This window comes from Clostridium sp. CCUG 7971, assembly GCF_017590215.1.
Lineage (GTDB): Bacteria > Bacillota > Clostridia > Peptostreptococcales > Peptostreptococcaceae > Faecalimicrobium.
Genome location: NZ_JAFFPK010000070.1, coordinates 1 through 24,479, shown reverse-complemented (window position 1 = coordinate 24,479; position 24,479 = coordinate 1). Strand labels below are relative to the sequence as shown.

Sequence of the window (24,479 nt, the reverse complement as noted above, 5' to 3'; positions counted from 1 at the left end):
CTTACTCCTCTTTTTATTATATTATACAGTTTGTGATACTATATCTTTAGTTAAATTTCCTATTATACCTTCATTTATTACATTTTCGCCTAATTTATATGCTAGTAAGCACGCCCCTTCATCTGGACCTAGTACAGGTTTCATAAGTTTTACATTATACTCTTTTAATTCTTCTTTTAATGGATTTAATATTATTTCATCACTTTTAAATACTCCACCTGAGTATGATACTAATACTTCATTCTCAAAGTCCAATTCATTTATTATCATTTTTACTAATAGTCCTAATTCATAAGCTGCATCTTCAAATATTTTTATGGCATTTTTATCTCCTGCCTTAGCACTTTCACAACAAATACTTGAAAACTCAGCTATCTTTGTTCTATCTTTCTTTAAAGTATTTATTGCATAATCAATTATATCAAAATCATCACTTAAGTTTAATGTTTCTCTTATATTATTATAAAGATCTCCTCTTTCAATTCTCTTATCTGCTTCTTTTGAAAATACTTCTAAAGTTTTTTTACCTATCCAATAGGCAGATCCTTCATCTCCTACATAATCTCCCCATCCACCACATCTAGTGAAGTTTCCTTTAGAATCTTTCCCCAGTGCAATTGATCCTGTTCCACTTACAATATTTATCCCATCTTTTCCAGCAAGGGATCCACAAAGTCCTACTTCAACATCATTTCCAACTTTAAATTTTATATCTTCAAATAAATCTTCAACTATTTTATCAAGTTTTGATTTAACACTTTTTACTTCTCCATACCCTGGAATTCCTAAAAATATTGCATCTATATCTTTTCTATCTATATCTAAACTTGATATTAATAAATTAAAACCTTCTTTTAAAACATTTTCTACACCTTCAAAACCAATTTGTTCATAGTGCGTTGTTCCTGTAATATATTGACCTAGCTTTAATCCATCTTTATTTATTAATGTAAAGCTTGTCTTAGTTCCTCCACCATCAATGCCTATATAATACATAAAATTCCCCCTATTTATAAAAATCTTTTGTATTAATTTAAAATCACTATAATATAATTTTAGCAAATATAATACATAGATTTATTAAGACTTTATGTACTATATTTGCTACTTTATAAACTATTTTTACTTGAATAACATATCGATGACTTATTTTTATACATTGAATCCACTATTTTTATATTTATTTATTTTTATAGAACTTTTAAAATTTTTAATATCATCTAGTTCTATATTTCCAGTTTCCATATAAAGTGCATTAGACATTCCACATGCATTAGCTAATTTTAAGCATTCTTCTAAGTCATAATTTTTAATTACTCCATATGCAAATCCTGCTATTGATGAATCTCCACTTCCAACTGGATTTAATACATCTATTTTTGGTATTTCAACTTCATAGACACTATCCTTATTTAAAAGAATCATTCCATCTTTACCCATAGATACACATACATTTTCTATACCTCTATCTATTAAATTTCTAGCTGCATTTATTGCATCTTCCTTAGAGTTTATTTTTGATTTAGTTAAATATTCTAGTTCATCTTGATTAGGCTTTATTAAATATATATTAGAATCAAGGGCTAGCTCTAAAGGCTTACCACTGGTATCTAATATAAACTTTATACCTTTATCATTGCATAATTTACCAATCTTTGAATAATATTCTTTAGGTAGACCAGATAATAAGCTTCCTGATGCAACTAATACCTTTGTATCTTTTAAAACTGCTTCTAATTTATCTTCAAATATCTTTATATTTTCATCATTAACTATCGGACCTTTTTCTAAAACTTCTGTGCTTACTCCATTTTTATCTATAATATTTAAACAGATTCTAGTTTCTCCATATATTTTTGTAAACTCATTTTTAAGACCTATTTTTTCTATCTTACTTTCTATATAATTTCCATTAAATCCACCTAAAAAGCCAAGACAAGTGGGTGTTTCCCCTAATTTTTTTACAACTTTAGCAACATTTAAACCTTTTCCTCCAGCAGTAGGATTTACAAATTTAGCCCTTTGTACAGACCCAACTTCAAACGTATCTAATTTATATAGTCTATCTATTGATGGATTAAATGTTATTATTGTAAGCATAAGCTTTGTTCTCACTCTTACACATTTTTATTTTTTCAACTACTACATCATACATAGCCTTTTTAGCTGGAACTAAATATTGTCTCGGGTCTGATGCCCCTGGATTTTCTTTAAAATATTCTCTTATAGCACTAGAGAATGGTATTTTAAGTTCTGTTGCTATATTTACTTTACATATTCCAAGATCTGTTGCCTTTTGCACTGCTTCATAAGGAACACCTGATGCTCCATGAAGTACTAAAGGTACATCTACCATAGATCTTATTTTCTCTAATCTATCAAAATCTAATTTTGGTTCACTTTTATATAATCCATGAGCAGTTCCTATTGCTACGGCTAGTGAATCAACTCCTGTTAATTTTACAAACTCTACTGCTTCATTAGGATCAGTAAGATAAGAGTCTTTTTCATCTACTACTAAATCATCTTCAATTCCACCTAATTTACCTAATTCCGCTTCAACTGTTGCACCATATTTATGAGCAAAGTCTACTATATCTTTAACTATTTCAACATTTTTATTAAACTCATACTTAGATGCATCTATCATAACCGACTTGCATCCAAGTGTTATTATTCTTTTTATATCTTCTACATTCTCATGATGATCTAGATGAAACGTTACAGGGATATCATTTATTTCACTTGCTTTTTCTATTATTGCTAATAAATAATTTTCATTAGCGTATTTTACAGTTGATGGAGTTGCTGCTAGTATTACTGGTGATTTTAAATCACTTGCAGCTTGTAGTACTACTTGTATAGTTTCTAGGTTGTGTATATTAAAAGCTGGAATAGAATAACCTTCTTCTTGTGCCTTAAGTAACATTTGTTTTGTTGATATTAAACTCATTTTTAAATCCCCCTGTGTGTTATAATTTTTTAGCAATGGACCTTTTTTATAGATCATTTGAACAACTTGATTAAATGCTAATAACTAATTTTATTTATCTAATTCATGTAATATTACCCCTTGAACTACCCTATTTACTTCACCTGTTGGGCACGGATTATCTGGCGTTATTCCTAAGTTAACTGACTTTAAGAATGATAATAATTGTCCAAACATTATCTGTTGAAGTGGAAGTAATGCTTCATTTTTAACGCTATAATTTATTTTTCTAAATCAAAGTTATAATTTGATTTATCTAGTATTTCCTTATCAATATTTGATCCAACAACTACTACTTTGTCTTCTTTTCTATGATGTATCATTTCTTTAGTTAAATCTAAATCATACTTTCTAGTATATTCATCATTTGATATATAAATAACAGTAACTGTACTATCATCTATCACTGACTTTGGACCATGTCTAAATCCAAGTGGTGTATCATAACTTGCATTAACAATTCCTGCTGTTAATTCAAGTACTTTAAGAGCACTTTCTCTTGCTATACCTTTAGAAGTTCCTGAACCTAAATATATTATTCTTTCAAACTTTTCACTTACTAGTTCATTTACTTTATCAGCATTTTCTTCTAAAAACTTATCTGCAAAAGATGCTAATAACTCAACATCCTTTGCATAATTTTCTATGTTATCTATATTAAATACAGCCATAGCACTCATAACCATTGTTGTAAAACTACTTGTCATTGCAAATCCTAAATCATTAGTTTGATATGGCATTAAAAGTAATAAACTTTTTTCGTCTTCTCTTGTATTTTTAGCAAGTTTTCCTTCTTCATTACAAGTTATTACTACTTGGTATAGGTCATCCACTAATTGATTTGCTAATTCTACTGCAAACACACTTTCAGGAGAATTTCCAGATCTTGCAAAAGAAACTAAAAGTGTTGGTATATCTTTTATAAAATAATTTTTAGGACTTGCCACTAAATCAGTTGTAGCTATTGCTTCTACTCTCTTATTTATAATACTTGTTAAGTATGGCTCACAAGTTTCACCCGCAAATGCTGAAGTTCCAGCACCTGTTAATATTATTCTAAAATTATCTTTTGCCATAAATTTATCCATAAATGACTTTATTACATCTTTATTATCTACTAAATTTTTTACAGCCTCTCTCCATGCATCTGGTTGTTGTACTATTTCTTTAGCTGTATTTAAACCTTTGCATTCCTCTAATTTTTCAACTTCTATACCTAATAATCTTTCTATTACTTTTTCCATTAATGTCTGCCCCCTTATTAACCTTTATACTCCTATTGTATATTTTTGTAATCGATATGTATTTGCAATTTTGTTCTTACGTTTTGTTTTTTTGTATTAAATAGATTTTGGTATTATTTGTATGTTATAGTCTAAGTAGAATGTTTTATTGTGGAGGATTTTATGAACATGACAATACTAATTAAGCCTAGCTCAAGTAGTTGTAATATTGACTGTAACTATTGTTTTTACAAGGATTCATCTAAAAATAGAGAAATTTATAGTAATGGTTTTATGAATGAAAGTACATTGAAAAAGGTTATTGAAAGTACATTAAATGAAGATATAAAAACTTGTAATTTTATGTTTCAAGGGGGAGAGCCTACTTTAGTTGGTATTGATTTTTATAAAAAAGTAATATCCCTTCAAAATCAATTTAATACTAAAAATATTAAAATAATAAACTCAATACAAACAAACGGAATAAATATAAATGAAAATTATGCTAAATTTTTTAAAGAAAATAATTTTTTGGTTGGAGTTTCTTTAGATGGACCTAAAGATATTCATGATTTATATAGAGTTGATTATAATAAAAATGGTACTTTTAATAAGGTAATTAATGGTATTGATTTATTAAAAAAATATAATGTTGATTTTAATATATTGTGTGTTGTGACTAAACAAAGTTCAAAACACATTGATGAAATTTACGCTTTTTATAAAAAAAATGGTCTTAAATACCTTCAGTTTATACCTTGTATTAAAGATTTTAAATACGATGAGTCAAAAAAATTAGCTTCTGATTATTATTTAGATAGTAATAGCTATTTTGAGTTTTTGAATAAACTTTTTAATTTATGGTTTGAAGATATTAAAAACGGTGAGTTTATTGAAATTAGAAACTTTATGGATTATATAAACGTGTTAAAAGGATGTAACCCTACTAGCTGTGGTATGGGCGGATTTTGTAGTTTACATACTGTAATAGAATCTAATGGTGATGTTTATCCTTGTGACTTTTATTGTATTGATAAATGGATGCTTGGTAACATTCATGAAAGTTCCTTAAAATATATTAGGTTTTCTAATAAAGCTAAAAATTTCTTTGAAAGGTCTTTATATATTCATGAAAAATGTAAAATTTGTAAATATTTTAAGCTTTGTGGTGGAGGCTGTAGACGTAATTTAGAGCCTTTTATAAATGGTGTTCCTTCATTTAACTATCAATGTGAAAGCATTATACATTTTTTAGATAATAATATAAACAAACTTATTTGCATTTCTAAACTTATTTAATAAAAAAACTGTATCATCTGTTTATGATACAGTTTTTTATAACTTTTGATATTATTATATTTATATAGTAAATTTATTTTAAACTATTTGAAATCTCCGTAAATATTACACCCAATCCATAAGCTCCTGCATCTGGATAACCTAAACTTCTATCTCCTACAGTTCCTGCACGCCCCATACGAGCCACTATTTGTTCTGTTGACTTAGCTCCTTTAACAGAAGCCTCAGCTGATTTTGCGAAAGCTTCTTTAAAACTATGATTTTCTTTTGAACTATTTACTAAAGAATCAGCACAAGGAACCAATGCATCTATTAAAGTTTTATCTCCTACTACTGCTCCACGTCCAAAAGATCTTTCTCCTGTAGCTTGAATTCCACTAACAGCTGCTTGCATCATATCTGCAAAACCTGATAATGTTAACTCATTATTTTCTCCAACTTCTTTCCTGCCGCTCTAAATGCAGATCCCCATATTGGCCCTGATGCTCCTCCACAATACTCCATTATTACCATTGAACAAGCATTTAAAAACTTACCTATATTCATATCATCTTCTGAAAGTATATCTTTCCATTCTCTCTTTAACTGTTTAAATCCTTTAGCCACACTCATTCCAAAGTCCCCATCACCTGCATGAGAATCTAATTCACAAAATGGCACTTCATTTTCAATAATGACTTCGCTCATTTTATCTATTATATATATCATATTGTTTAGAGTTATTTTATTATCTATTATATTTGAATATTTTTCATATGTTTCTACTTTATAAGATACTAAATCTTTTTCATTATCTTCTGTATTTATATCTATATATTCTACTTCTTCAACTGGACCAGATACTTTAAATGCAGGAGTATCACTTTCTTCAGATAATAACTGCTTTAGTTGTTCATCCAGTTTCATAATTGATACAGATGCTCCCTCCATATCAATACTTGTCATATAATTTCCAACAAATGTTCTACAAATTTTAATATTTCTTTGAGATAATTCACGAGCTACAGAGTTATTAAATAAATATAGTTCTTGTAAAGGTGTTCCTCCAAATCCGTTTATTAATAAAGCAATCTCTTCTTGATTTTCATCATTTATATTCATATCTTTTAATATGGAATCAACTATTCTTTTTGCTAACTCATCAGCTGTAGCCATTTTTTCTCTTTTTATTCCTGGCTCACCATGTATACCTACTCCAAATTCTATTTCATCCTCACCTATATCAAATGTTGGTGTACCTTTTGCTGGCACTGTACACGATGTAAGCCCAAAACCTAAACTTCTAACATTAGCTATAGCCTTTTGTGCTACTTCCTTCACTTCTTCTAATGACATGCCTTGTTCTGCAGCTGCTCCAGCGATTTTATGTACTAACACGGTACCTGCTACTCCACGGCGACCTACAGTATATAAACTATCCTCAACTGCAATATCATCATCTACTTTAACATAATCAACCTTTATACCATCTTCACTTGCTAAATGAGCAGCATTTTTAAAGTTCATCATATCTCCACTATAGTTTTTTATAATTAAAAGTGTACCCTTTTCACTAGCTGTTTCTTTTATCGCTTGATAAATCTGTATTTGTGATGGAGATGCAAATACATCTCCACAAACAGCAGCATCTAACATCCCTTTTCCTATAAAGCCTGAATGTGCTGGTTCGTGACCACTTCCTCCACCACTGATTAAACTAACTTTATTTATATTTATTTCTTTTTTCTTCATTACTTTATATTTTTTCACAAACTCTAATTCTGGATGTGCCATAGCTATACCATTGCACATCTCCATTACTACAGTTTCTGGTTTATTAATTATTTTTTTCATACTTTACACCTCTATAATGTATATTTAATTTCCATTCTTTTTTGCTTTATAATTTTTACCTAACTTATCTGCTGTAATAATTGCCGCAGCAACTGCTTCAACACTTATTGGGAACGGCATAGAGTATATTGATTCTTCTGGTATACAAGCTTTCTTTGCTACTTCCATAAGTTCTTCATCTGTAATACTATCTACTCCTATATCTGATAAACAAACTGGTAATCCTATTTCTAAGCAGAAGTTTAGTACTTCATTGATTTCACTTTCTGGTGCATTTTCAAGTACTAATTGAGCTATTGTACCGAAAGCTACTTTTTCACCATGGAAGTACTTGTGTGTTCCTTCTAAAATAGTTAATCCATCATGTATTGCATGAGCTCCAGCTAGGCCTCCACTTTCAAATCCAAGACCTGATAAAAGAATATTTGTTTCTATAATATTTTCTAAAGCTTGAGTTACTAAATTACAATCTGATGCTACTTTTGCTTTTAGTCCATCATTTAAAAGAGTTTCATAGCATAATTTAGCAAGTGCTAGTGCTGTATTAGTACCTTTTGCTTCACCGCACATCCCTTCTCTAAATCCACAAGGTAGACCTGCGTTAACATTAGAGTACGAATTTGATGTAGCCCTTGCTTCAAAGTATGTAGATAGCGCATCTCCCATTCCTGAAACTAAGAAACGAGTTGGTGCTTTTGCTATAACTGTTGTATCTATAAGTACTACACTTGGGCTTTGTTTAAAATATGCATAATCATCAAAAGATCCATCTGGTGTATATAATACTGCTGAGTGACTTGTTGGAGCATCTGTTGCAGCTATTGTTGGAACAATTATTAATGCATCTCCTTCTGCAACACATTTTGCTGTATCAATAGCTTTACCTCCACCAAGACCTATAGTACAAGCACATCCATTTTCTTTAGCTATTTCTTGTAATCTTGCTACCTCTTGTCTTGAGCATTCTCCTTTAAATCCACTCTCTACAAATTTAATTTTGAATTTTTCAGACGTTAAATCTAGTTTATCCTTAACACGTTCTACATCATCTGGATGAGCTATTAATAAAGCTGATTCTCCATATGTTTTTACAAAATATCCTAAGTTTAGTAATTCGTCTTCCCCTTGTACGTATTTCATTGGACAAATAAATGCTTTTCTCATGTAAAATTCCCCCATCTATATTTATTTCCTATTTCCTATTTCTTATTTTTAATTATAGTATCGTTTTCCTATTTTTACATTAGATTAATATGTCATAATATTACAATTTAAAATCGTAATATTATGATATAAAATTATAATATTGTAATTTTTTTACTTATTGTTAAGCTCTTAACCATTTTAATCATTTTTCACCTATAAATATAGCAAATCTATATCTCAACAATAAAAAGCACTATATACAAATTTAATAAACTTGAATATAGCGCTTTTTATTTATTTAACTGATTAATATCTATTTTAGTTTATCTACTTATCCTTATAATACTTCCTGTAAACAGAAGGCGTAATCCCTTCATATTTTCTAAATATCTTTATAAAATAACCTGCCTCGTTGAATCCAAGCTCTTCACTAATTTGATTAACAGATATCTCAGTTTCTTCAAGCATACTCTTAGACCACTCTATTTTTAATCTAGATATATAGTTAGAAAAATTATCTCCCATTTCTTTTGAGAATAATCTACTAAAATAACTTGGGCTTATATGACAAATCTTAGCCATCTTTTCTACTGATACATTTTCACTTTTATTTTCATAAATATAATTTATTGCCGGTTTTATTGTAGAACTTATCCTACTCATTTTTTCATTACTATAAGTTTTCCTGTCTGTATAAGCATCTATCATAACGTTCGATATCTCTCTCTTTACATTTTCAATATTTTGTATACTATATCCTGAAAATATATTTGAGTCTACTTTAGTTTCATTTTTTATTGAGTTTTGGTACATTTCTAATAGCAAGTTTTTATCTAATGCTTCTTCAATCAAGTAAGAAGATAATGAAAATAGCATATTTGCAATATTTTTTACCTCATCATAAGATAATACTGGTAATGCATCATAATACACCTTAAGATCATTAAGAGTTTCCTCTGCCAAAGATTTATGTGATGTTGTCACTATTTTTTCCAATAGTTCAGTAGCATTATCATCAGATAATTTTACCTGGCCTGCCATAATTGCCCCTATATACCTACCATCTATAATAATAGGTATAGCAACATCTACTATATTATAATGACATAAATATATATATGGTTCGTTTAAGCGTACAGCCTCTAACCCACCTCTTGAATCACATTTTTGGCAATATTTTGCCATCTGATTGTTAGCTCTTACTGATTCACAGAACTTATGGCATTCACTGTGCTTACTAACTGGCTTTCCTTTATAATCAACAGTAATCATTGACATTTTTGTAACTAGTGCAAGAGAATCTTGTAGTTTTTGCCACTTATTAAAATCTATTATTTTGTCTAAATTTAAATTACCCTTTTTCACTTTTAACAGCTCCTCTGAGTCTACTATGCTTATGTATAAAATTATATCAATTGAAAGATAATCTGTCTAATTACTATTAATTTATATACATTTTAATCTATTAATGTTATAATAATAATCCTTTTATTATTATCCTTATTTTTGAGTATAATATAAAAGTATTATATTATAGAAAGTGTTAGGTGAAATTAATGATAGACGCGAAATTATTAGTTGAAAAAGCTTATGAAGCTCAAAGCTTTGCTTATACGCCATATTCTGGTTTTAATGTTGGGGCAGCATTACTTGGTACAAATGGGAAAATATATCTAGGTTGTAATGTAGAAAATGCAGCTTTCACACCAACTAACTGTGCAGAAAGAACAGCATTTTTCAAAGCTGTTTCAGAAGGTCAACGTACATTCTCTGCAATCGCTATAGTAGGAAATAAAAGTGATGCTGAAGAAACTGAATATTGTGCACCATGTGGAGTATGTAGACAGGTAATAGCAGAGTTTTGCAATCCTAAAACATTTAAAATTTATCTTGCTAAAAATAAAGATGAATTTAAAGAATATACTTTAGAAGAACTTCTTCCATTAGGATTTACTAACAAAGATTTAAAATAGATTAAAAATAAGTTATCTCAAATAATAACTATTACTAGGGATAACTTATTTTTAATATTATTTAAAATTTATTTTTCTTTACTTTTATTCTACTAATTGCTTTTCTTTTTTTAATTTTTTTACCTTCTTTTTATATACCCAAATAATACGCCCAATTAGACATGCTACTATAAAAGATATAGCTGCAAAACCTAGGTTAACATATATATTACGGTTTACCATAGCTTGTATCCCCATAACTAAGTTAGAAATCATTGCCATTAAATTTATAAAGAATACAATTAAAAATAACTGTAAAACTTTATTGTAATGCTTTATTTTAGAATCTAAATCTGAGTATAAATCAAAGGGACCTTCGCTTGATTTTTTTCTAAAATAAACCCATCTCATATATGAACAAATATATTCTACTCCTGTATCTTCCATAAATTCTATATATGACTTACTCTCAGGATGACTCGGTAGATTTTCTAATAATTCTATTCTATAAATATATTTTCCCGGGATATCTTTTTCGAAAAAATAAGTACCTACATTATACTGCTTTAACATCATTCCTTTAGCTGCCATACCATTTAACCACTTTTCTTCTTTTTCATAAGAACAATAAAGTTTGTGTATTTTTTGTAGCACGTCTATTCCCCCTTTAATATGTTTTTGCCAGTTTGAATTAATTCTTCAAGTCTTCTCATTTCTTCTTTTAGAATTTCAATTCCATCTTGGGTAATAATGTACTCTTTTTTTCTACTTCTAGTTTCTGTAGAAACAGATTTTATCCATTGTTTTTCTACTAATGTATTTAATGCACCATATAAAGTACCTGCACCTAAATTAACTCTATTATTACTAACTTCTGTTATATACTGCATAATTCCATACCCATGTCTAGGTTCACACAAGGCCAGAAGTATATAGTAAGTGGCTTCTGTCAAAGCCCCTCGTTGAAAGCTTTCTCCCATTATTATACCTCCTTTATAATATTACGTTAAACATTATATCACTTGACGATATATCGTCTGACGTAATATAAGTATATCGCCAACCGTAATACTTGTCAACTTGTTATTTAATAAAAAATGACCTATAAATAGGTCATTTTAATTCATTATATTAAGTTAAGTTTTAATTTTAAAATATTAATCTTCAAGTCTATATCCTACTTTAAAAACTGTCTTTATATGATCTTTTAAGCATAACTTTTCTCTAATTCTTTGAACATGAATATCTACAGTTCTACTTTCTCCTATATATGCAAATCCCCAAACTCTATCTAGTATCTGCTCTCTAGCTAAAGCTATGTTTCTATTTTGAAGAAATAAAAACAATAAATCATATTCCTTAGCTGTTAAATAAATTTCTTTATTATCTATCTTGACTATTCTCTGATTAGTATATACTTGCAAATGTTTGAATTTAATTACATCCTCATTTTTATTATATCTTCTTAAAGCAACTTCAATTCTTGCTAAAAGTTCCATTGTATCAAAAGGCTTTACTATATAATCATCAGCTCCTAATCTTAAGCCCTTGACTCTATCTAAAACAGATTCCTTAGCTGTTACAAAAATTACTGGAACTTCAGACGTTTTAATTTGCTCAATTAATGAGAATCCATCTATCCCTGGTATCATAACATCAAGTAGTATTAAGTCTACAGATTCACTTTCTAAAAATTTTTTGGCTATCAAGCCATCTTCTGCACTAAATACCTCATAGCCGACCATTTCTAAATTAATCGTTATCAAATCTCTAATAGCATCTTCATCTTCTACTACTAATATTTTCATCTATACTCCTCCTGAAATACTTTTATCTTCATATGTCGCAATTGATTTGTTTATAGAGTCAATACTAATCTTAAATATATTATTTTCATCATGTTTATTTATAAATTTAAAATCTTTATTTCTCTGTAGCTCCCCGTTTTTATTATAATTACGTTCCATATTATATTGATCTAAATCTATACCTAGCTCATTAGTTAACTTTTTTGTAATCAATAAAACTTCTTTATCATCTAAATCAATTGGATATATATCATTTGATTTATTTTCACGTGGTGTTATATATATTGAAAGTATATTTCCTGATACTGAATCTATTGAACATGTATAAGTTTTTGATAAATCTTTTTTATTCCACCCTATTTGCCATATATAGCTACTTTGTTCTGCAAAGTTTTTGTACAAACTTACATATTGATTCATATCAGAAGCAGTTAAATCAATATTTAAACCATATTTAAATGTTTTCACTGCTATATTTATGGCTTGTTGCCTTGACACTAATTTATTATTTTCATTCTGATTTCCATCATAATTAGATAAATCACTTTGACTATATAGCAAGTCTTCTTTAAAAGAATATTTTACTTTAGACATAAAAACTAAAATTATAATAAATACAAAAATCATCAATATTAATACTTTTCTTTTCATTAAGATTTATTCTCCTTGCTAAATTTAAGAATAACTTCCGTTCCTAAATCTACTTTACTATTTATATTAAAAATAATGTTATGGACTTTACATATCTCATAGCATATAGATAGACCTAAACCTACTCCATTATTTTTTCTACTTCTAGCTTTGTCTACCATATAAAAAGGTTCTAAAATTTTATCTATATCTTCTTCTGGTATACCTATCCCATTATCTTTTATTTTTAAAATATACGATTTATCATCTTTAATATATTTTCCAGATACACTAATATTATCATCTTTATTAGATGCTTTTATTGAGTTATCCATAATATTTGTTAGTAATACTATAATTAATTGTTTATCTGCATATATATACTCATCTTCTATATCAATTTTTAGATTAATATTATTTGTTTCAAATTTATATCTTAATGAACTGTATGTATTTATTATACACTCTTTTATTGAGATTTTTTCTTCATTTATTTTTTCTTCCCTAATTAATATCAATTTAAGTAAAGTTGAATTTAATACTTCCAATCTTTTTGCTTCTGAATTAATATATGTAAGTGATTTTATCTTAGTGCTTTCACTTACTTTTCCCTTTAGTAATAGTTCTGAGTATCCTATTATTGATGTAATAGGCGTTTTTATTTCATGATTTAAACTATCTATAAATCTTTGTTTTGACTCATTCATATATTTTAACTCTTCAATATTATTTTCAATTACATCTATCATAATGTTAAAATTATTTTCTAAAACTCCTATCTCATCATTATTTTTATTTCCCATAACCCTTTTAGTATAATCTCCATTAGCTATATCTTTAGATGTTTTACTAAGCCTTACTATTGGATCCGTTAATTTCTTTGAAATAATATACATTCCTATAGCTAAAATTATAGATATTACTATATCTAAAGCTAAGAAAAATTTATAATTATTAATTTTTTGTATGTATAAATATTCAATATTTGTTGATAATATGAATTTAAAATCAGTATTCTTTAAATTTATAATAGAACTTACAAATAAATATTTCTTATTGTTAACAGTTCTTATTAGAAATGACCTTTCATTCTTTTTAGCATGAATTATTTCTTTTCTAACCTCATCTATTTTTATATTTGAGTTTGACATAATAAGCTTGTTATCTTTAGAGTATATCTCAATATTAGGTTTTACCATATTATAATCTATGGAATACCCATTTATAATAATTTCTAACCAGTTTTTATTGCTTACTGAATTCTCAATATCAATATCAGAATCAACTAAATAATCTGTATTTGAATATATAATTGCTTCTATATTTGAATATCTATCTATTGTAGACTTTATTACAGTTTCCAAACTATCACTATGTATTTTTTCTATTAATATTATTCCTGCTCCATTAAATAGTATCAGAAATAACATAACTGAATATGAAAATATCTTCTTCCAAAACTTCATTTTTATCACCATTTATTCTAATAAATTATAGAATACTTTCTTATAATCTAAGATATAATTTATACTTTATTATACCTTAGACTAACGTTATTATGTGATTTAATTAAAAATTATCCAAGAGTTTTAAATTCATATCCATTATCTTTAAAGTACTTTATTATTTCTGGTAAAGCTTTTGCTGTTTCTTCTTTTCCATAAGTATCATGCATTAATAAAACTACCATCTCTTTATCTTTTGATGTCTTTTTTGCATGTTCTACTAACTCTTGTGCATTTTTCTTTTTACCTTCTGCATCTGCATTTAATGCATTCCAGTCAATAGACACTCTATCACTTTCATTTAAATGTACATCCAATTTATCAGTACCTTTCCAAGACATATGTCCACCTGGAAGTCTAAGTACTCTAGTTGAGAAATTTTCTCCTAGTATACTTTTTAGTATATCGTCATTCTTTTTAAAATCTTCTTTAAAAGATTCTAAATTCACTATTCTGTTAGGATATAACTTTTTATAATCATGACTATATGAATGATTAGCTATAGCATGTCCCTTACTATATTCTTCCTTAATAAGTTTTCTTGACTTTTCTCCTCCATTTTCTACTGTTTTACCTGTAATAAAAAATGTTGCCTTTACATTATTTTCGTCTAATGTTTTTAAAATTTTCGGTGTAACACTATTAGATGATCCATCATCAAAAGTTAAAAACACTACTTTTTTACCATCATTAGATGAATCCCATTTACTAAGTTTTTCTCCTATTTTTTTGCATCATAAATATGTTTTTGTCCTTCTATATTAGTATTTTTATATTTTATTTCTTCTTTTGGCTTTTGTATATTCTTTGCTTGTACATTATTTACTTTTATATTTTCTTTTTCGGATTTTTGTAAATTACTTACTCCTAAACTAGATACTAGTACTGCTGATACCCCCACAATTGCAGCTATTTTCTTATAATTCATTCTTCTCACTTGATTCTCCTCCAATGTCATTTTAGTAGTTTTATAGTGGGATATTTCTCCCTCCTACTTACTAAATATATATTAATGGCTACAAATATTTTTTTTGTAATATAATTGTTTCAAAGTTGTAAAATATGTAGTTTTTTATCATTTTTTAAGTTTTTATGTCTTATTCAATTGCATAATATATAATTTAAACACTATAAAATTCAACTCAAATATATTGAATAATAAAAAAACTACTTAAATATTTATTAAGTAGTTTTTTATTTAAAATTAATTTATCTAATTTGCAAGATTAATAATTTATTAATCAAATATTTTATTCGCTATTTTGCTAATAAATCCATTTTGCTTCCAATAAATTGTATCTTGAAGAAAGTATGGATTATCGGTAATTATACTATCTACATCCAAATCTATCATTTTTTCCATTATATCCTGATTATTAATAGTCCATGTAAAAATTTTTTTGCCTGCTTTGTGTATCTTATCAATAATTTCTTGATTTACAAAAGTTGACTCAATTCCATATATATTAACGTAATCCCAATTATAAAAATTGCCGTATGCAATTGCTGTTAAATAACAAGTCGTAAGATTCGAATCTAGTTTTTTTACTTTTTTCAATACATTTTTATCCATAGACGCTATAATACATTGGTCTTCTATTTGATATTTATTTACTAAATCTATAACTTTTCTCTCTATATCGCCTTTTTCATATCCATGAATTTTTATTTCTATTACTAATTTTATTTTTCCTTTAGTATATTTTATTACCTCTTCAAGAGTTGGTATTTTTTCACCCTTATACGAGTAATCAAAATAACTTCCTGCATCATAATTTTTAACCTCTTTATAATTTACATTCCATACATGTTTATCAATTCCTGTAGTTCTTTTAAAGTTTGAGTCATGAATTATAATAAGTTCTCCATCTTTAGTTTCTTGAACATCAATTTCTGCATATTCCGCTTGACTATTAAAAGCTTCATTAAATGCAACTAAAGTATTTTCAGGAGCAAAAATTCCTCCAACTCTATGTGATATTGCTGTAGTGTTATAAAAAAACTCAGTATTATATAATCTATTACTATTAATAGAAAATGCCATTGATTCCATGTGTATAAGTACAGCAATAATTATTATTTTTAATATACTTTTGTCTCTTGATTTTTTATTTATTTTTCTACTATATTTATAAAATTCAACTTCACTGTATTCATAATAAAAGGCTGAAATAAGACCAATACTAATTGTAAATGATACAATTGATGAAATAAATATTGCATAATTTCTAAACATAATTGATCTACTTATAAATATCTGTTTTAAATGACTAGCATCAGTAAAGTACTTTGTACACAATCCTATAAATATAATTGCTGCATAATAAATAATAAAACTTATTATAGCAATCAATGTAAATAATCTTACAGAGTATATAAGTATCTTAATCTTTTTTCCTTTTGTAAGATTATTACTTTTTCCCTTGCTTCTTTAAAGCTATCTGTTTTTAATGTAATTTCATGAATGCTAAAAATCCATCTAATAACTAAAACATATAAAATCAGCATTGATATTATATATATTATACTTAAAATTTCATTAGATACTATATAATCTAATATATATTCCGGTATTTTTATACTCCCTATAAATCCTGAAGTTAAAGTTAAATTAGTTAATGGTATTATTAATAGTACAAAAACTATAAGTAATATATTTTTAGGGTAAAATATTTTTATAGATTTTTGTATTGATATTTTAATTAATTCAAATAATCCTATATTATCAAGTTTAGAGGATTTCTCAAAACAAATAACTACAGATGTAAACTCAAAAAACATATAAAAAGCTAGTACTACAATTGATAAAAACATTAGAATTATTGATATAGGATTAGTTAATATTTTTACTATATTATCTGTACTTAAATATATCATACCTGAATTTTTAAGCGAACTATTAACTATGTACCTAATAAATGGCAATACAATTATCAATGCTAATCCTTTATGAAATAATTCAAATAGAATTAATGTAGAAAAATTGTATCTCATTAATAATATAAATTTATTTAAAATTTTCTTATACATAGATGCTCCTTTATATTTTTTGTTTATTATATATTAACCTATTAGCTTATTTTTATAAAAACTTAGCATCTTTATATAAATCTCCTGCTAATTGGGTTAAAAGTTCTTTATTAATAACTCTATATCCAATATCATCTTTTTCTAATACTCCTTTTTTACACAATCCATTAAAAGTTCTTAATAAGTGTCTATAGCTACTTCCTAAAAGTTCAGCTATATTAATCAAATTTTCATCAAAATTTATATATTCTTTAGAATTTGAATGTCTCATTGGAACTGATAACTCATTAATATAACTAGCTAATCTATTTTCAAGTGGATAAAGTAGATTTATAGAGCTATTCATACTTATTACAAAGAGTTTTTCTGCCAAACTCTCACAAGTAAATTTTAAAAATTTACTGTCTGTTATTAACTCTTCTCTAGCTTTTTCCATAGGTACAACTAAGGCGTAGCAATCACTTAATGCTTGTATTGAGCCCGATGCTGCTTGATTTTTTACAATCTCTATATCCCCAATTACTTTAAGAGGTGTATAAAAACTTAAAAGTAATGTTCTGCCATTAGGTAATGTCTTAAATAGCTTAGCTTTTCCTTCTACAAGAAATATAAAATAAGGCATATCTTCCCCTTCTCTACATAGGTATTCATTTCTTTCAAACTTGAATAACTTTATGTTTTCTTTCATATCTTTGTCAAAGAATTTGCTCATATTTAGTTCATTGTAATAACTCTCTATAACAAATAAATCTTCTATCTTTTTCACTCTAATTTATCCTTTCAATTTCTATTTTTTCTATTATCATTTCTATTTTATATATATATGTGACATATGTCATTATTTTTATTAATTATTTATGGTATTTTATTAATTATTATAGGAAAAGAGGAATTGATAATGAATTATATTATTTCAGTTTTTACAGGAGCATTGCTAGCTTTAATGGTTTCTTTAAATGGTACTGTTGGAAAAGCTTCCGGTAATTATGCTTCTAGTGTCATAATACATGTTATAGGGCTTGTTGGAATTATAATTGTGATTATTGCAACAAAATCAAAAATTAAAAATCTTAAGAGTGTACCTTTTTATATGTTTACAGGTGGGCTTATAGGCGTTTTAACAGTTATATTTAGTAATGTAAGTTTTGCTAAGTTAGGTGTTTCATTAACTATATCCCTTGGGTTATTTGGTCAATTAATTACATCTATAATTATAGATCACTTTGGATACTTTAACTTACCAGTAAATAAATTTAATAAAAAGAAAATAATAGGGTTTGTCATCATTATATTAGGTATATTTGTGATGACTATATAATAAGGAGAATATTATGATTTATATAATTATTGCAGTTTTATCAGGAATTACAATTGTCACTTCTAGGTCTGTTAATTCTATTTTAGCTGATAAAATAGGCATGTATCAAAGTACATTTTTTAACTATGTTTTAGGTCTTATAGGCTCACTTTTACTGCTGTTTATAAGTGGAGAAACTTTTAAACTTTTTAGTGCTCAGTCTTATAGTGCTCCATGGCTTTATTATACTGGAGGGCTTGTAGGGGTTATATCTGTTACTTTATCTTCTTACTTAACTTCTAAAGTTACATCTTTTTATTTAACTCTTTTAATATTTATTGGACAACTTTTCACAGGAATTTTAATAGATTATATAGCTAGTGGGTACCTTTCTATTTACCAATTAATTGGAGGTATTTTAGTAATAATTGGACTTGGATATAATCTATTTATAGATAATATAAAATAAAAGCTGTATCAATTTTATGATACGGCTTTTATTTTATATACTTATAAGTTATATTCCTTTGGTGGTTCTACAGAAAAATTTGAAATTACATATTTAGTATATTCAAGGTAAAACACCTAAAGATTATGATTTTCAGCACCTTGATATATTAACTTTTAGTTTCTTTTTTATGTATTAATAAAACTTTATTTATTTTTTTCTTGCAGATATTAATAGCATCATTGGACGTCTTAATTCATCTGACATTTCAGGTATTTCTTTTAACATGGATTCTTCTGGCATAGGTTCTACTATCCCTGTTACTTCAAAACCTGACTGTATTAAAGTATTCATATAAGTAGTCATCGTCTTGTGGTACTTTACAACTTCTTCACCTAAGAATATTGATTTACGTATATCTTCAGTAAAATAATTATCTACTGGCCAATGGATTATGTTACCATTTTCATCATAATGCCAATCTTGTTTTCCTTGAGCTGTAAATACTGGATGTTCTACTGAAAATACAAAATCTCCACCACTTGTAAGACAGTTATATACCTTATCACATATATCTTTAAATGATCTTATATAGTGAAATGCTAGTGAACTTATTACAACATCAAATGAATCTTTAGGATAATTTATATCTTCTATTGACATTTTAATATACTCAATAGCTTTATCTGAATTAATTTTTTTAGCTTCTTCTAACATATTTTCTGATACGTCTATTCCCACTGCTGACTTTGCTCCGTTTTCAATTGCATATTTGCAGTGCCATCCAAAACCACAACCTAAATCTAGGACTCTTTTTCCTAAAAATTTTGGTAGCATTTTTTTAAGTTCATGCCATTCTCCAGCACCAGCAAGTCCTTTAATCGAGCGATTCATTTGCTTATATTGATTAAAAAAATTATCATTATCATATTTATTTTCCTTCATCTTAATTTCTCCTTTAAGTGTTTATTAAAATATTTATATTATTTATAATTATTGTAACATAGCTATTTCTGTAATATATGTTAAAGAATATTTCTGTATTATTTATTATCATATTCATTATAATATCTTTAGTGGGTTAAAATAACCTATATTATGGTAAAATAGTAATCATAAATAAAGTTTTAAATTTATGGAGGATATATATGTAACAAATTTTCATAGTTGAAGATGAAGAAAAACTTAAAAATGAAGTACTTACTCTTCTAAAACAAAATGGTTATAAATGTTCTATCAGTGATGATTATCAAAATATAATATAAACTATTCTTAATTTACATCCTGATTTAGTTCTTCTTGATCTTAATTTACCTGTATATGATGGTTTTTACATTTTTAGAGAAATAAGAAAGCAAATAACGAAACTGAAAATAGATTTATTTCTACTTATTCTGATTACAGATATAATCTTAGTGATTTTCAAAATTATATGATAAATTATAAATTGGTTATAGATGGAGAGAAAATTTCACTTAATGTTGCATTTTCTTTTATATCAATATATATAGGTGTTATATTACTAATATCAGCTGGTGCTATATTAGCTCTTCAACAACTTACTGAATCAACTGTTAACAAAGAAAGATTTGAATTACTTAAAAAGCTTGGCGTTAGTGAAAAAGATATGAAAAAATCAATATTTATACAAGTATTTATATTGTTTGCTATTCCATTAGCTTTAGATCTTGCAAATACTATATTTTTATCTAAATCCATATTTGTTGTAAGCCCAGAAATAACACAAATAGGAATTGTTAAAAATCTGTTATCAACAATAGCTATAGTTATTATAGTATATGGAATATACTTCTTTTCAAGCTATTTTGAAAGTTTAAATATAATAAATGAAAAGAAAATTATATAATATAAAATTCCCATTAATATTTACTTACTAATGGGATTTCTTATATTTAATTATTATATATATTTTCTTTTACCGATTTTAATCGCTACTAATAATATTCCTAATGATAATAAAGTAATATATGATATTATCATTAAGTTACCTTCATAAGATATACCTTTTTCTATTGAAGATGTGAGTTGTATAATCCATTTTGTTATTGATAAATTACTTATAAATTTCAAAGCTTCTGGCATTTTATCTATTGGCAAAAATGCTCCTCCAAATAAAGACATTATAAGAGCTATTGAAGATGCTAATAAACTAGCTTGTAATTCACTCTTTGATAAAATAGTAATTAAAGTTGCTATGCTTGATGTAACAATTGATATTACTATACCTATTATAATAAACTCTCCTATACCAATTCCAATATTTATTTTTAATAAATATAATAATAATGTTGATATTATAACCTGTATGATAGTATTTAATAGATTATAGGTATAGTTACCTAGTATATAACTAGATAATTTATTAGGTGATGTAGAGTATCTATTTAATATACCATCTTCTTTATCTTTTATTAAAATAGTAGCTGTTGTAATACAAGTTATCATTGATGTAAGAAGTATAAATCCACTACCTCTTTGAGATTGACTCAAACTGCCTTCTTCTAATATATTAAGTAGACTCTTAATTTTATTTGTATCTCCATTTTTAATAATATCAGCTACAGCTTTTTCTATATTTACTTTCATATTTTCATCTAAACAGTAAACTTCAAAGTTATTATTTTCTTTAAACTCAACAATCCCTAAATACTTAGCTAAAATCATATCAGTATTAATAGTTTTCTTATTAGCTGTACTAAGTTTTATTCTATCTATATCTTTAATGCTCTCTTCAAAGTAATTGCTTTTTTTTGAATTTTCTATAATTCCTATATTAATAGATGGTTTCATTAAACTATTTACACCTATAGCTAAAACTATTGATATTAATGGTAAGAAAATCATTAATAATAACTTTTTCTTATTTTTTAAACTTCTTAAAAATTCATTTTTAGCAACTAGCAATGTTATCATTATATAAACGCCTCCTTCTTAAATGATTTAATTGATGCTATTGTAAATATAATTCCTAATATAGATGTTATAGCTACAGAAATTATATATATATTCATTGTATTATCATTTATCATCATAAAAATCCCTCTATTTACCCAAGTTAAAGGTGATATATAACTTATAGATTCAAATATTTTTCCTAGTGAACCGATTGGAAAAAAACTTCCCCCTAAAACTGCCATAATTAAAATTGGAGTACTTACTATATTTTTAATAGTCATAAAATCTTTACTACATAATCCTATAAAAGTTCCTAATGCAGATGACATATACCCTAAACTTATAATTAAAACATATATTTCTAAAAATCTACCTCTAAAATCAACCTTAAACACTAAACTACATATAATAAGTAAAACAAAATTATACACTGATATAGATATTGTAGATGGAATTATTTTTGAAAACACTATAGCTGTTTTACTAATAGGAGCTATAATAAACCTTTCTCCACATTTATATAAACTTTCTTCTCTTGCAATATATATAAGAGTTATCGATGATAAAAATGTGCAAAATGGAATAGTTACCATAGAGTAATAGTAATATGAAGTTATACCTTCTTCTCCTGAGTAATAATTGGTTGCCATATATCCTAAGATTACAATTAACATTAATGGAAAGATTACTCCATATCCTATTAAAAATGAATCTTTTATTCTTCTTTTTATACCTAAGTTAAATAATACTTTAAACTCGCTCATAACCTGCCCCCCTAATCTCTTAGTTCTTTACCTGTAAGATATAAAAATATTTCTTCTAAATTATTTAAACCTTTTTCTTTGTACTTAGCTTTTATTTCTTCTTTATCTCCACTTTCAATAATACTTCCATTATCAATTACAATAATTCTTGAACATATAGATTCAACTTCTTCCATATAGTGTGACGTATATATTACTGTTGTTCCTTCTTCTTTTAAACTTTTAGTTACTTCTAAAATATTATTTCTTGATTGTGGATCAATACCTACTGTTGGTTCATCCATTATCAGTATCTTAGGTTTATGAACTATTGAACAAGCTATATTAAGTCTTCTTTTCATACCACCTGAGAAAGAATCTGGATAATCATTTTTTCTATCATATAGCTCTACCAATTCTAGTATTTCTTTTACTCTAACCTTTAATATTTCTCCCTTTAATCCATATAATGATCCAAAGAATTTAATATTTTCATATGCAGTTAGATCATTAAATAAAGCTATATCTTGAGGTACAAATCCTAATGACTTTTTAAAATTATTATCATCTTCACTTACTTCTCTTCCTTCAAACAATACATGACCTGAATCTTTATCTAGTATAGTTGTTATCATACTTATTGTTGTACTTTTACCTGCTCCATTTGGACCTAAAAATCCTAAGATTTCCCCCTCTCTTACTTTAAAACTAAGTCCATTAACTACTTGCTTTTCTCCAAAGCTTTTTTTAAGAGATTTAATTTCTAAAATTGTATTCATTTTCAGCCTCCATTTTATATAAAATATTTTATATACAATATTGTATATAAATTTTAAATAAAAATACAGTAATACTTACTGCATTTTTATTTATTATGACTCATTAAGTTCATAAGTTCTTCTAAAGCCTCTTTTGATTTTTGGGGATTATTTAATATAATCTCTCTAAGTTCTTCTATTCTTTCTTGGTTTAATTTTTTATCTATATTGTTCTGTTCTTCTACTTCACCAAAATCAATATTTTTAATCATAACTTCCTGGCTTTGGCTGTATTTTATATATTCATCATATTCATCTATTACTGCCTTATGCCATCTTATAGAATCTTTAATACCACTTACTGTCATTTCAAAAGATATTCTTTCAACATCTAAAGTGGATTCATTTATCTTGATATTTTTCCAGTATTCCCAGTAATCCAATGTTTCTTCAAGATTTTTAATATGTTTATTTATAATTTTAGTCGCATCTTCTTTATCTAATCTATTAAAGGTTATAGGTATTATAAATTTATCTGTACCAATTGGCATAAGAGGTTTATCTAATTCTTGCTTTATCGTGTTTTTAAGTTCAAGTTTTCCTTTTTCAGTTATTTTATATATTTTTCTCACTTTAGAACCATGTGTTTCTTCTTTATATAACTCAACTTCACCATTTTTTTCCATCTTACTTAATGCATAGTATATAGAACCTGATTTTATCTTTGCCCATACATCAAGCCCTGTTGCTTGGATAAATTTTTGGATTTCATATCCATGAGTTGATTTTATATTTAGGTAATATAAAATAATTAATTTTACCATGATTATCTCCTTGTTATTAAACTCATTTTTCTCTTGTTAAGATTATTATATATACAATATTGTATATAATTAAAT

General features: G+C 26.5%; 27 protein-coding genes and 1 pseudogene. 5 read left to right on the top strand and 23 right to left on the bottom strand.

What is annotated here, in order from left to right; genetic code table 11:
- Window positions 1-21: 21 nt before the first annotated feature.
- From JWF52_RS10185 to JWF52_RS10170, 5 genes are all read right to left on the bottom strand, one after another.
- The gene (locus JWF52_RS10185) at window positions 22-996 is read right to left on the bottom strand and encodes an N-acetylglucosamine kinase (protein ID WP_208333452.1); all 975 of its coding nucleotides are present in this window, start codon (window positions 994-996) and stop codon (window positions 22-24) included.
- Window positions 997-1,152: 156 nt separating this feature from the next.
- A complete protein-coding gene (gene pfkB, locus JWF52_RS10180) occupies window positions 1,153-2,100 on the bottom strand; it encodes a 1-phosphofructokinase (protein WP_208333451.1) in 948 nt (315 codons plus the stop codon).
- A complete protein-coding gene (locus JWF52_RS10175; RefSeq protein ID WP_208333450.1) occupies window positions 2,078-2,953 on the bottom strand; it encodes a tagatose bisphosphate family class II aldolase in 876 nt (291 codons plus the stop codon). Before JWF52_RS10175 ends, pfkB begins: the two co-directional genes overlap by 23 nt.
- A 90-nt stretch (window positions 2,954-3,043) precedes the next feature.
- Window positions 3,044-3,169, bottom strand: coding sequence for a phosphoheptose isomerase family protein (locus JWF52_RS19315; RefSeq protein ID WP_286184100.1), 126 nt, complete (start codon window positions 3,167-3,169; stop codon window positions 3,044-3,046).
- Between the two features lie 44 nt (window positions 3,170-3,213).
- Window positions 3,214-4,236, bottom strand: coding sequence for an SIS domain-containing protein (locus JWF52_RS10170; RefSeq protein ID WP_208333449.1), 1,023 nt, complete (start codon window positions 4,234-4,236; stop codon window positions 3,214-3,216).
- 162 nt (window positions 4,237-4,398) lie between these two features.
- On the opposite strand from JWF52_RS10170, the gene JWF52_RS10165 reads away from it, so the two are divergent.
- The gene (locus JWF52_RS10165; RefSeq protein ID WP_208333448.1) at window positions 4,399-5,514 is read left to right on the top strand and encodes an anaerobic sulfatase maturase; all 1,116 of its coding nucleotides are present in this window, start codon (window positions 4,399-4,401) and stop codon (window positions 5,512-5,514) included.
- A gap of 73 nt (window positions 5,515-5,587) precedes the next feature.
- On the opposite strand, the pseudogene dhaK reads toward JWF52_RS10165, so the two are convergent.
- From dhaK to JWF52_RS10150, 3 genes and pseudogenes are all read right to left on the bottom strand, one after another.
- A pseudogene (gene dhaK, locus JWF52_RS10160) lies at window positions 5,588-7,347 on the bottom strand (dihydroxyacetone kinase subunit DhaK).
- A gap of 24 nt (window positions 7,348-7,371) precedes the next feature.
- Window positions 7,372-8,511, bottom strand: a complete 1,140-nt coding sequence (locus JWF52_RS10155; protein WP_208333447.1) for a glycerol dehydrogenase — start codon at window positions 8,509-8,511, stop codon at window positions 7,372-7,374.
- Between the two features lie 309 nt (window positions 8,512-8,820).
- Window positions 8,821-9,858, bottom strand: a complete 1,038-nt coding sequence (locus tag JWF52_RS10150; RefSeq protein WP_208333446.1) for a PocR ligand-binding domain-containing protein — start codon at window positions 9,856-9,858, stop codon at window positions 8,821-8,823.
- Window positions 9,859-10,049: 191 nt separating this feature from the next.
- Between JWF52_RS10150 and cdd the strand changes: the two genes are divergently transcribed.
- Complete coding sequence (gene cdd / locus JWF52_RS10145; RefSeq protein WP_208333445.1) at window positions 10,050-10,466, top strand: cytidine deaminase; 417 nt, start codon at window positions 10,050-10,052, stop codon at window positions 10,464-10,466.
- Window positions 10,467-10,550: 84 nt separating this feature from the next.
- Here cdd and JWF52_RS10140 read toward each other — a convergent pair whose 3' ends face one another.
- The 10 genes from JWF52_RS10140 to JWF52_RS10105 all read right to left on the bottom strand — a co-directional run bounded on the left by JWF52_RS10140 (window position 10,551) and on the right by JWF52_RS10105 (window position 18,184).
- Window positions 10,551-11,099, bottom strand: coding sequence for a DUF2812 domain-containing protein (locus JWF52_RS10140; protein WP_208333444.1), 549 nt, complete (start codon window positions 11,097-11,099; stop codon window positions 10,551-10,553).
- 2 nt (window positions 11,100-11,101) lie between these two features.
- Window positions 11,102-11,425, bottom strand: coding sequence for a PadR family transcriptional regulator (locus JWF52_RS10135; RefSeq protein WP_208333443.1), 324 nt, complete (start codon window positions 11,423-11,425; stop codon window positions 11,102-11,104).
- A gap of 177 nt (window positions 11,426-11,602) precedes the next feature.
- On the bottom strand, window positions 11,603-12,253 hold the full coding sequence (locus tag JWF52_RS10130) for a response regulator transcription factor (RefSeq protein WP_208333442.1): 651 nt from the start codon (window positions 12,251-12,253) through the stop codon (window positions 11,603-11,605).
- On the bottom strand, window positions 12,254-12,904 hold the full coding sequence (locus JWF52_RS10125; protein ID WP_208333441.1) for a hypothetical protein: 651 nt from the start codon (window positions 12,902-12,904) through the stop codon (window positions 12,254-12,256).
- Window positions 12,904-14,349 carry a sensor histidine kinase gene (locus JWF52_RS10120; protein WP_208333440.1) on the bottom strand — a complete coding sequence of 482 codons (1,446 nt, stop codon included), beginning with the start codon at window positions 14,347-14,349 and terminating at the stop codon, window positions 12,904-12,906. Before JWF52_RS10120 ends, JWF52_RS10125 begins: the two co-directional genes overlap by 1 nt.
- A gap of 110 nt (window positions 14,350-14,459) precedes the next feature.
- Window positions 14,460-15,062, bottom strand: a complete 603-nt coding sequence (locus JWF52_RS19310) for a polysaccharide deacetylase family protein (protein WP_353654917.1) — start codon at window positions 15,060-15,062, stop codon at window positions 14,460-14,462.
- Window positions 15,063-15,109: 47 nt separating this feature from the next.
- Entirely contained in the window at window positions 15,110-15,325 is a 216-nt protein-coding gene (locus JWF52_RS19305) for a hypothetical protein (protein ID WP_286184099.1), read from the bottom strand.
- Between the two features lie 300 nt (window positions 15,326-15,625).
- Entirely contained in the window at window positions 15,626-16,741 is a 1,116-nt protein-coding gene (locus JWF52_RS19300) for a glycerophosphodiester phosphodiesterase family protein (protein WP_286184098.1), read from the bottom strand.
- Window positions 16,742-16,752: 11 nt separating this feature from the next.
- Window positions 16,753-17,418: a glycerophosphoryl diester phosphodiesterase membrane domain-containing protein gene (locus JWF52_RS19295; protein ID WP_286184097.1), complete on the bottom strand. Its 666-nt coding sequence runs from the start codon at window positions 17,416-17,418 to the stop codon at window positions 16,753-16,755.
- A gap of 52 nt (window positions 17,419-17,470) precedes the next feature.
- Entirely contained in the window at window positions 17,471-18,184 is a 714-nt protein-coding gene (locus JWF52_RS10105; protein WP_353654916.1) for a cyclic nucleotide-binding domain-containing protein, read from the bottom strand.
- Window positions 18,185-18,316: 132 nt separating this feature from the next.
- On the opposite strand from JWF52_RS10105, the gene JWF52_RS10100 reads away from it, so the two are divergent.
- Together JWF52_RS10100 and JWF52_RS10095 are read left to right on the top strand one after the other, a co-directional pair.
- Window positions 18,317-18,736, top strand: a complete 420-nt coding sequence (locus JWF52_RS10100; RefSeq protein WP_286184096.1) for a DMT family transporter — start codon at window positions 18,317-18,319, stop codon at window positions 18,734-18,736.
- Between the two features lie 13 nt (window positions 18,737-18,749).
- Window positions 18,750-19,184 carry a DMT family transporter gene (locus JWF52_RS10095; protein WP_208333439.1) on the top strand — a complete coding sequence of 145 codons (435 nt, stop codon included), beginning with the start codon at window positions 18,750-18,752 and terminating at the stop codon, window positions 19,182-19,184.
- A 189-nt stretch (window positions 19,185-19,373) separates the two neighbouring features.
- On the opposite strand, the gene JWF52_RS10090 is transcribed toward JWF52_RS10095, so the two are convergent.
- Window positions 19,374-20,108 (bottom strand): class I SAM-dependent methyltransferase, encoded by a 735-nt coding sequence (locus JWF52_RS10090; RefSeq protein WP_208333438.1) that lies wholly within the window; start codon window positions 20,106-20,108, stop codon window positions 19,374-19,376.
- Window positions 20,109-20,595: 487 nt separating this feature from the next.
- On the opposite strand from JWF52_RS10090, the gene JWF52_RS10085 reads away from it, so the two are divergent.
- Window positions 20,596-21,030 (top strand): FtsX-like permease family protein, encoded by a 435-nt coding sequence (locus JWF52_RS10085; RefSeq protein WP_208333437.1) that lies wholly within the window; start codon window positions 20,596-20,598, stop codon window positions 21,028-21,030.
- 53 nt (window positions 21,031-21,083) lie between these two features.
- Here the strand turns inward: JWF52_RS10085 and JWF52_RS10080 are convergent, their stop codons facing one another.
- The 4 genes from JWF52_RS10080 to JWF52_RS10065 form a co-directional block, all read right to left on the bottom strand.
- A complete protein-coding gene (locus tag JWF52_RS10080) occupies window positions 21,084-22,097 on the bottom strand; it encodes an ABC transporter permease (RefSeq protein ID WP_208333436.1) in 1,014 nt (337 codons plus the stop codon).
- Window positions 22,097-22,843, bottom strand: a complete 747-nt coding sequence (locus JWF52_RS10075) for an ABC transporter permease (protein WP_208333435.1) — start codon at window positions 22,841-22,843, stop codon at window positions 22,097-22,099. The genes JWF52_RS10080 and JWF52_RS10075 overlap by 1 nt, the downstream gene beginning before the upstream one ends.
- 11 nt (window positions 22,844-22,854) lie before the next feature.
- Window positions 22,855-23,601, bottom strand: coding sequence for an ABC transporter ATP-binding protein (locus JWF52_RS10070; RefSeq protein ID WP_286184095.1), 747 nt, complete (start codon window positions 23,599-23,601; stop codon window positions 22,855-22,857).
- Window positions 23,602-23,687: 86 nt separating this feature from the next.
- Entirely contained in the window at window positions 23,688-24,404 is a 717-nt protein-coding gene (locus JWF52_RS10065; RefSeq protein WP_208333434.1) for a PadR family transcriptional regulator, read from the bottom strand.
- Window positions 24,405-24,479 lie beyond the last annotated feature (75 nt).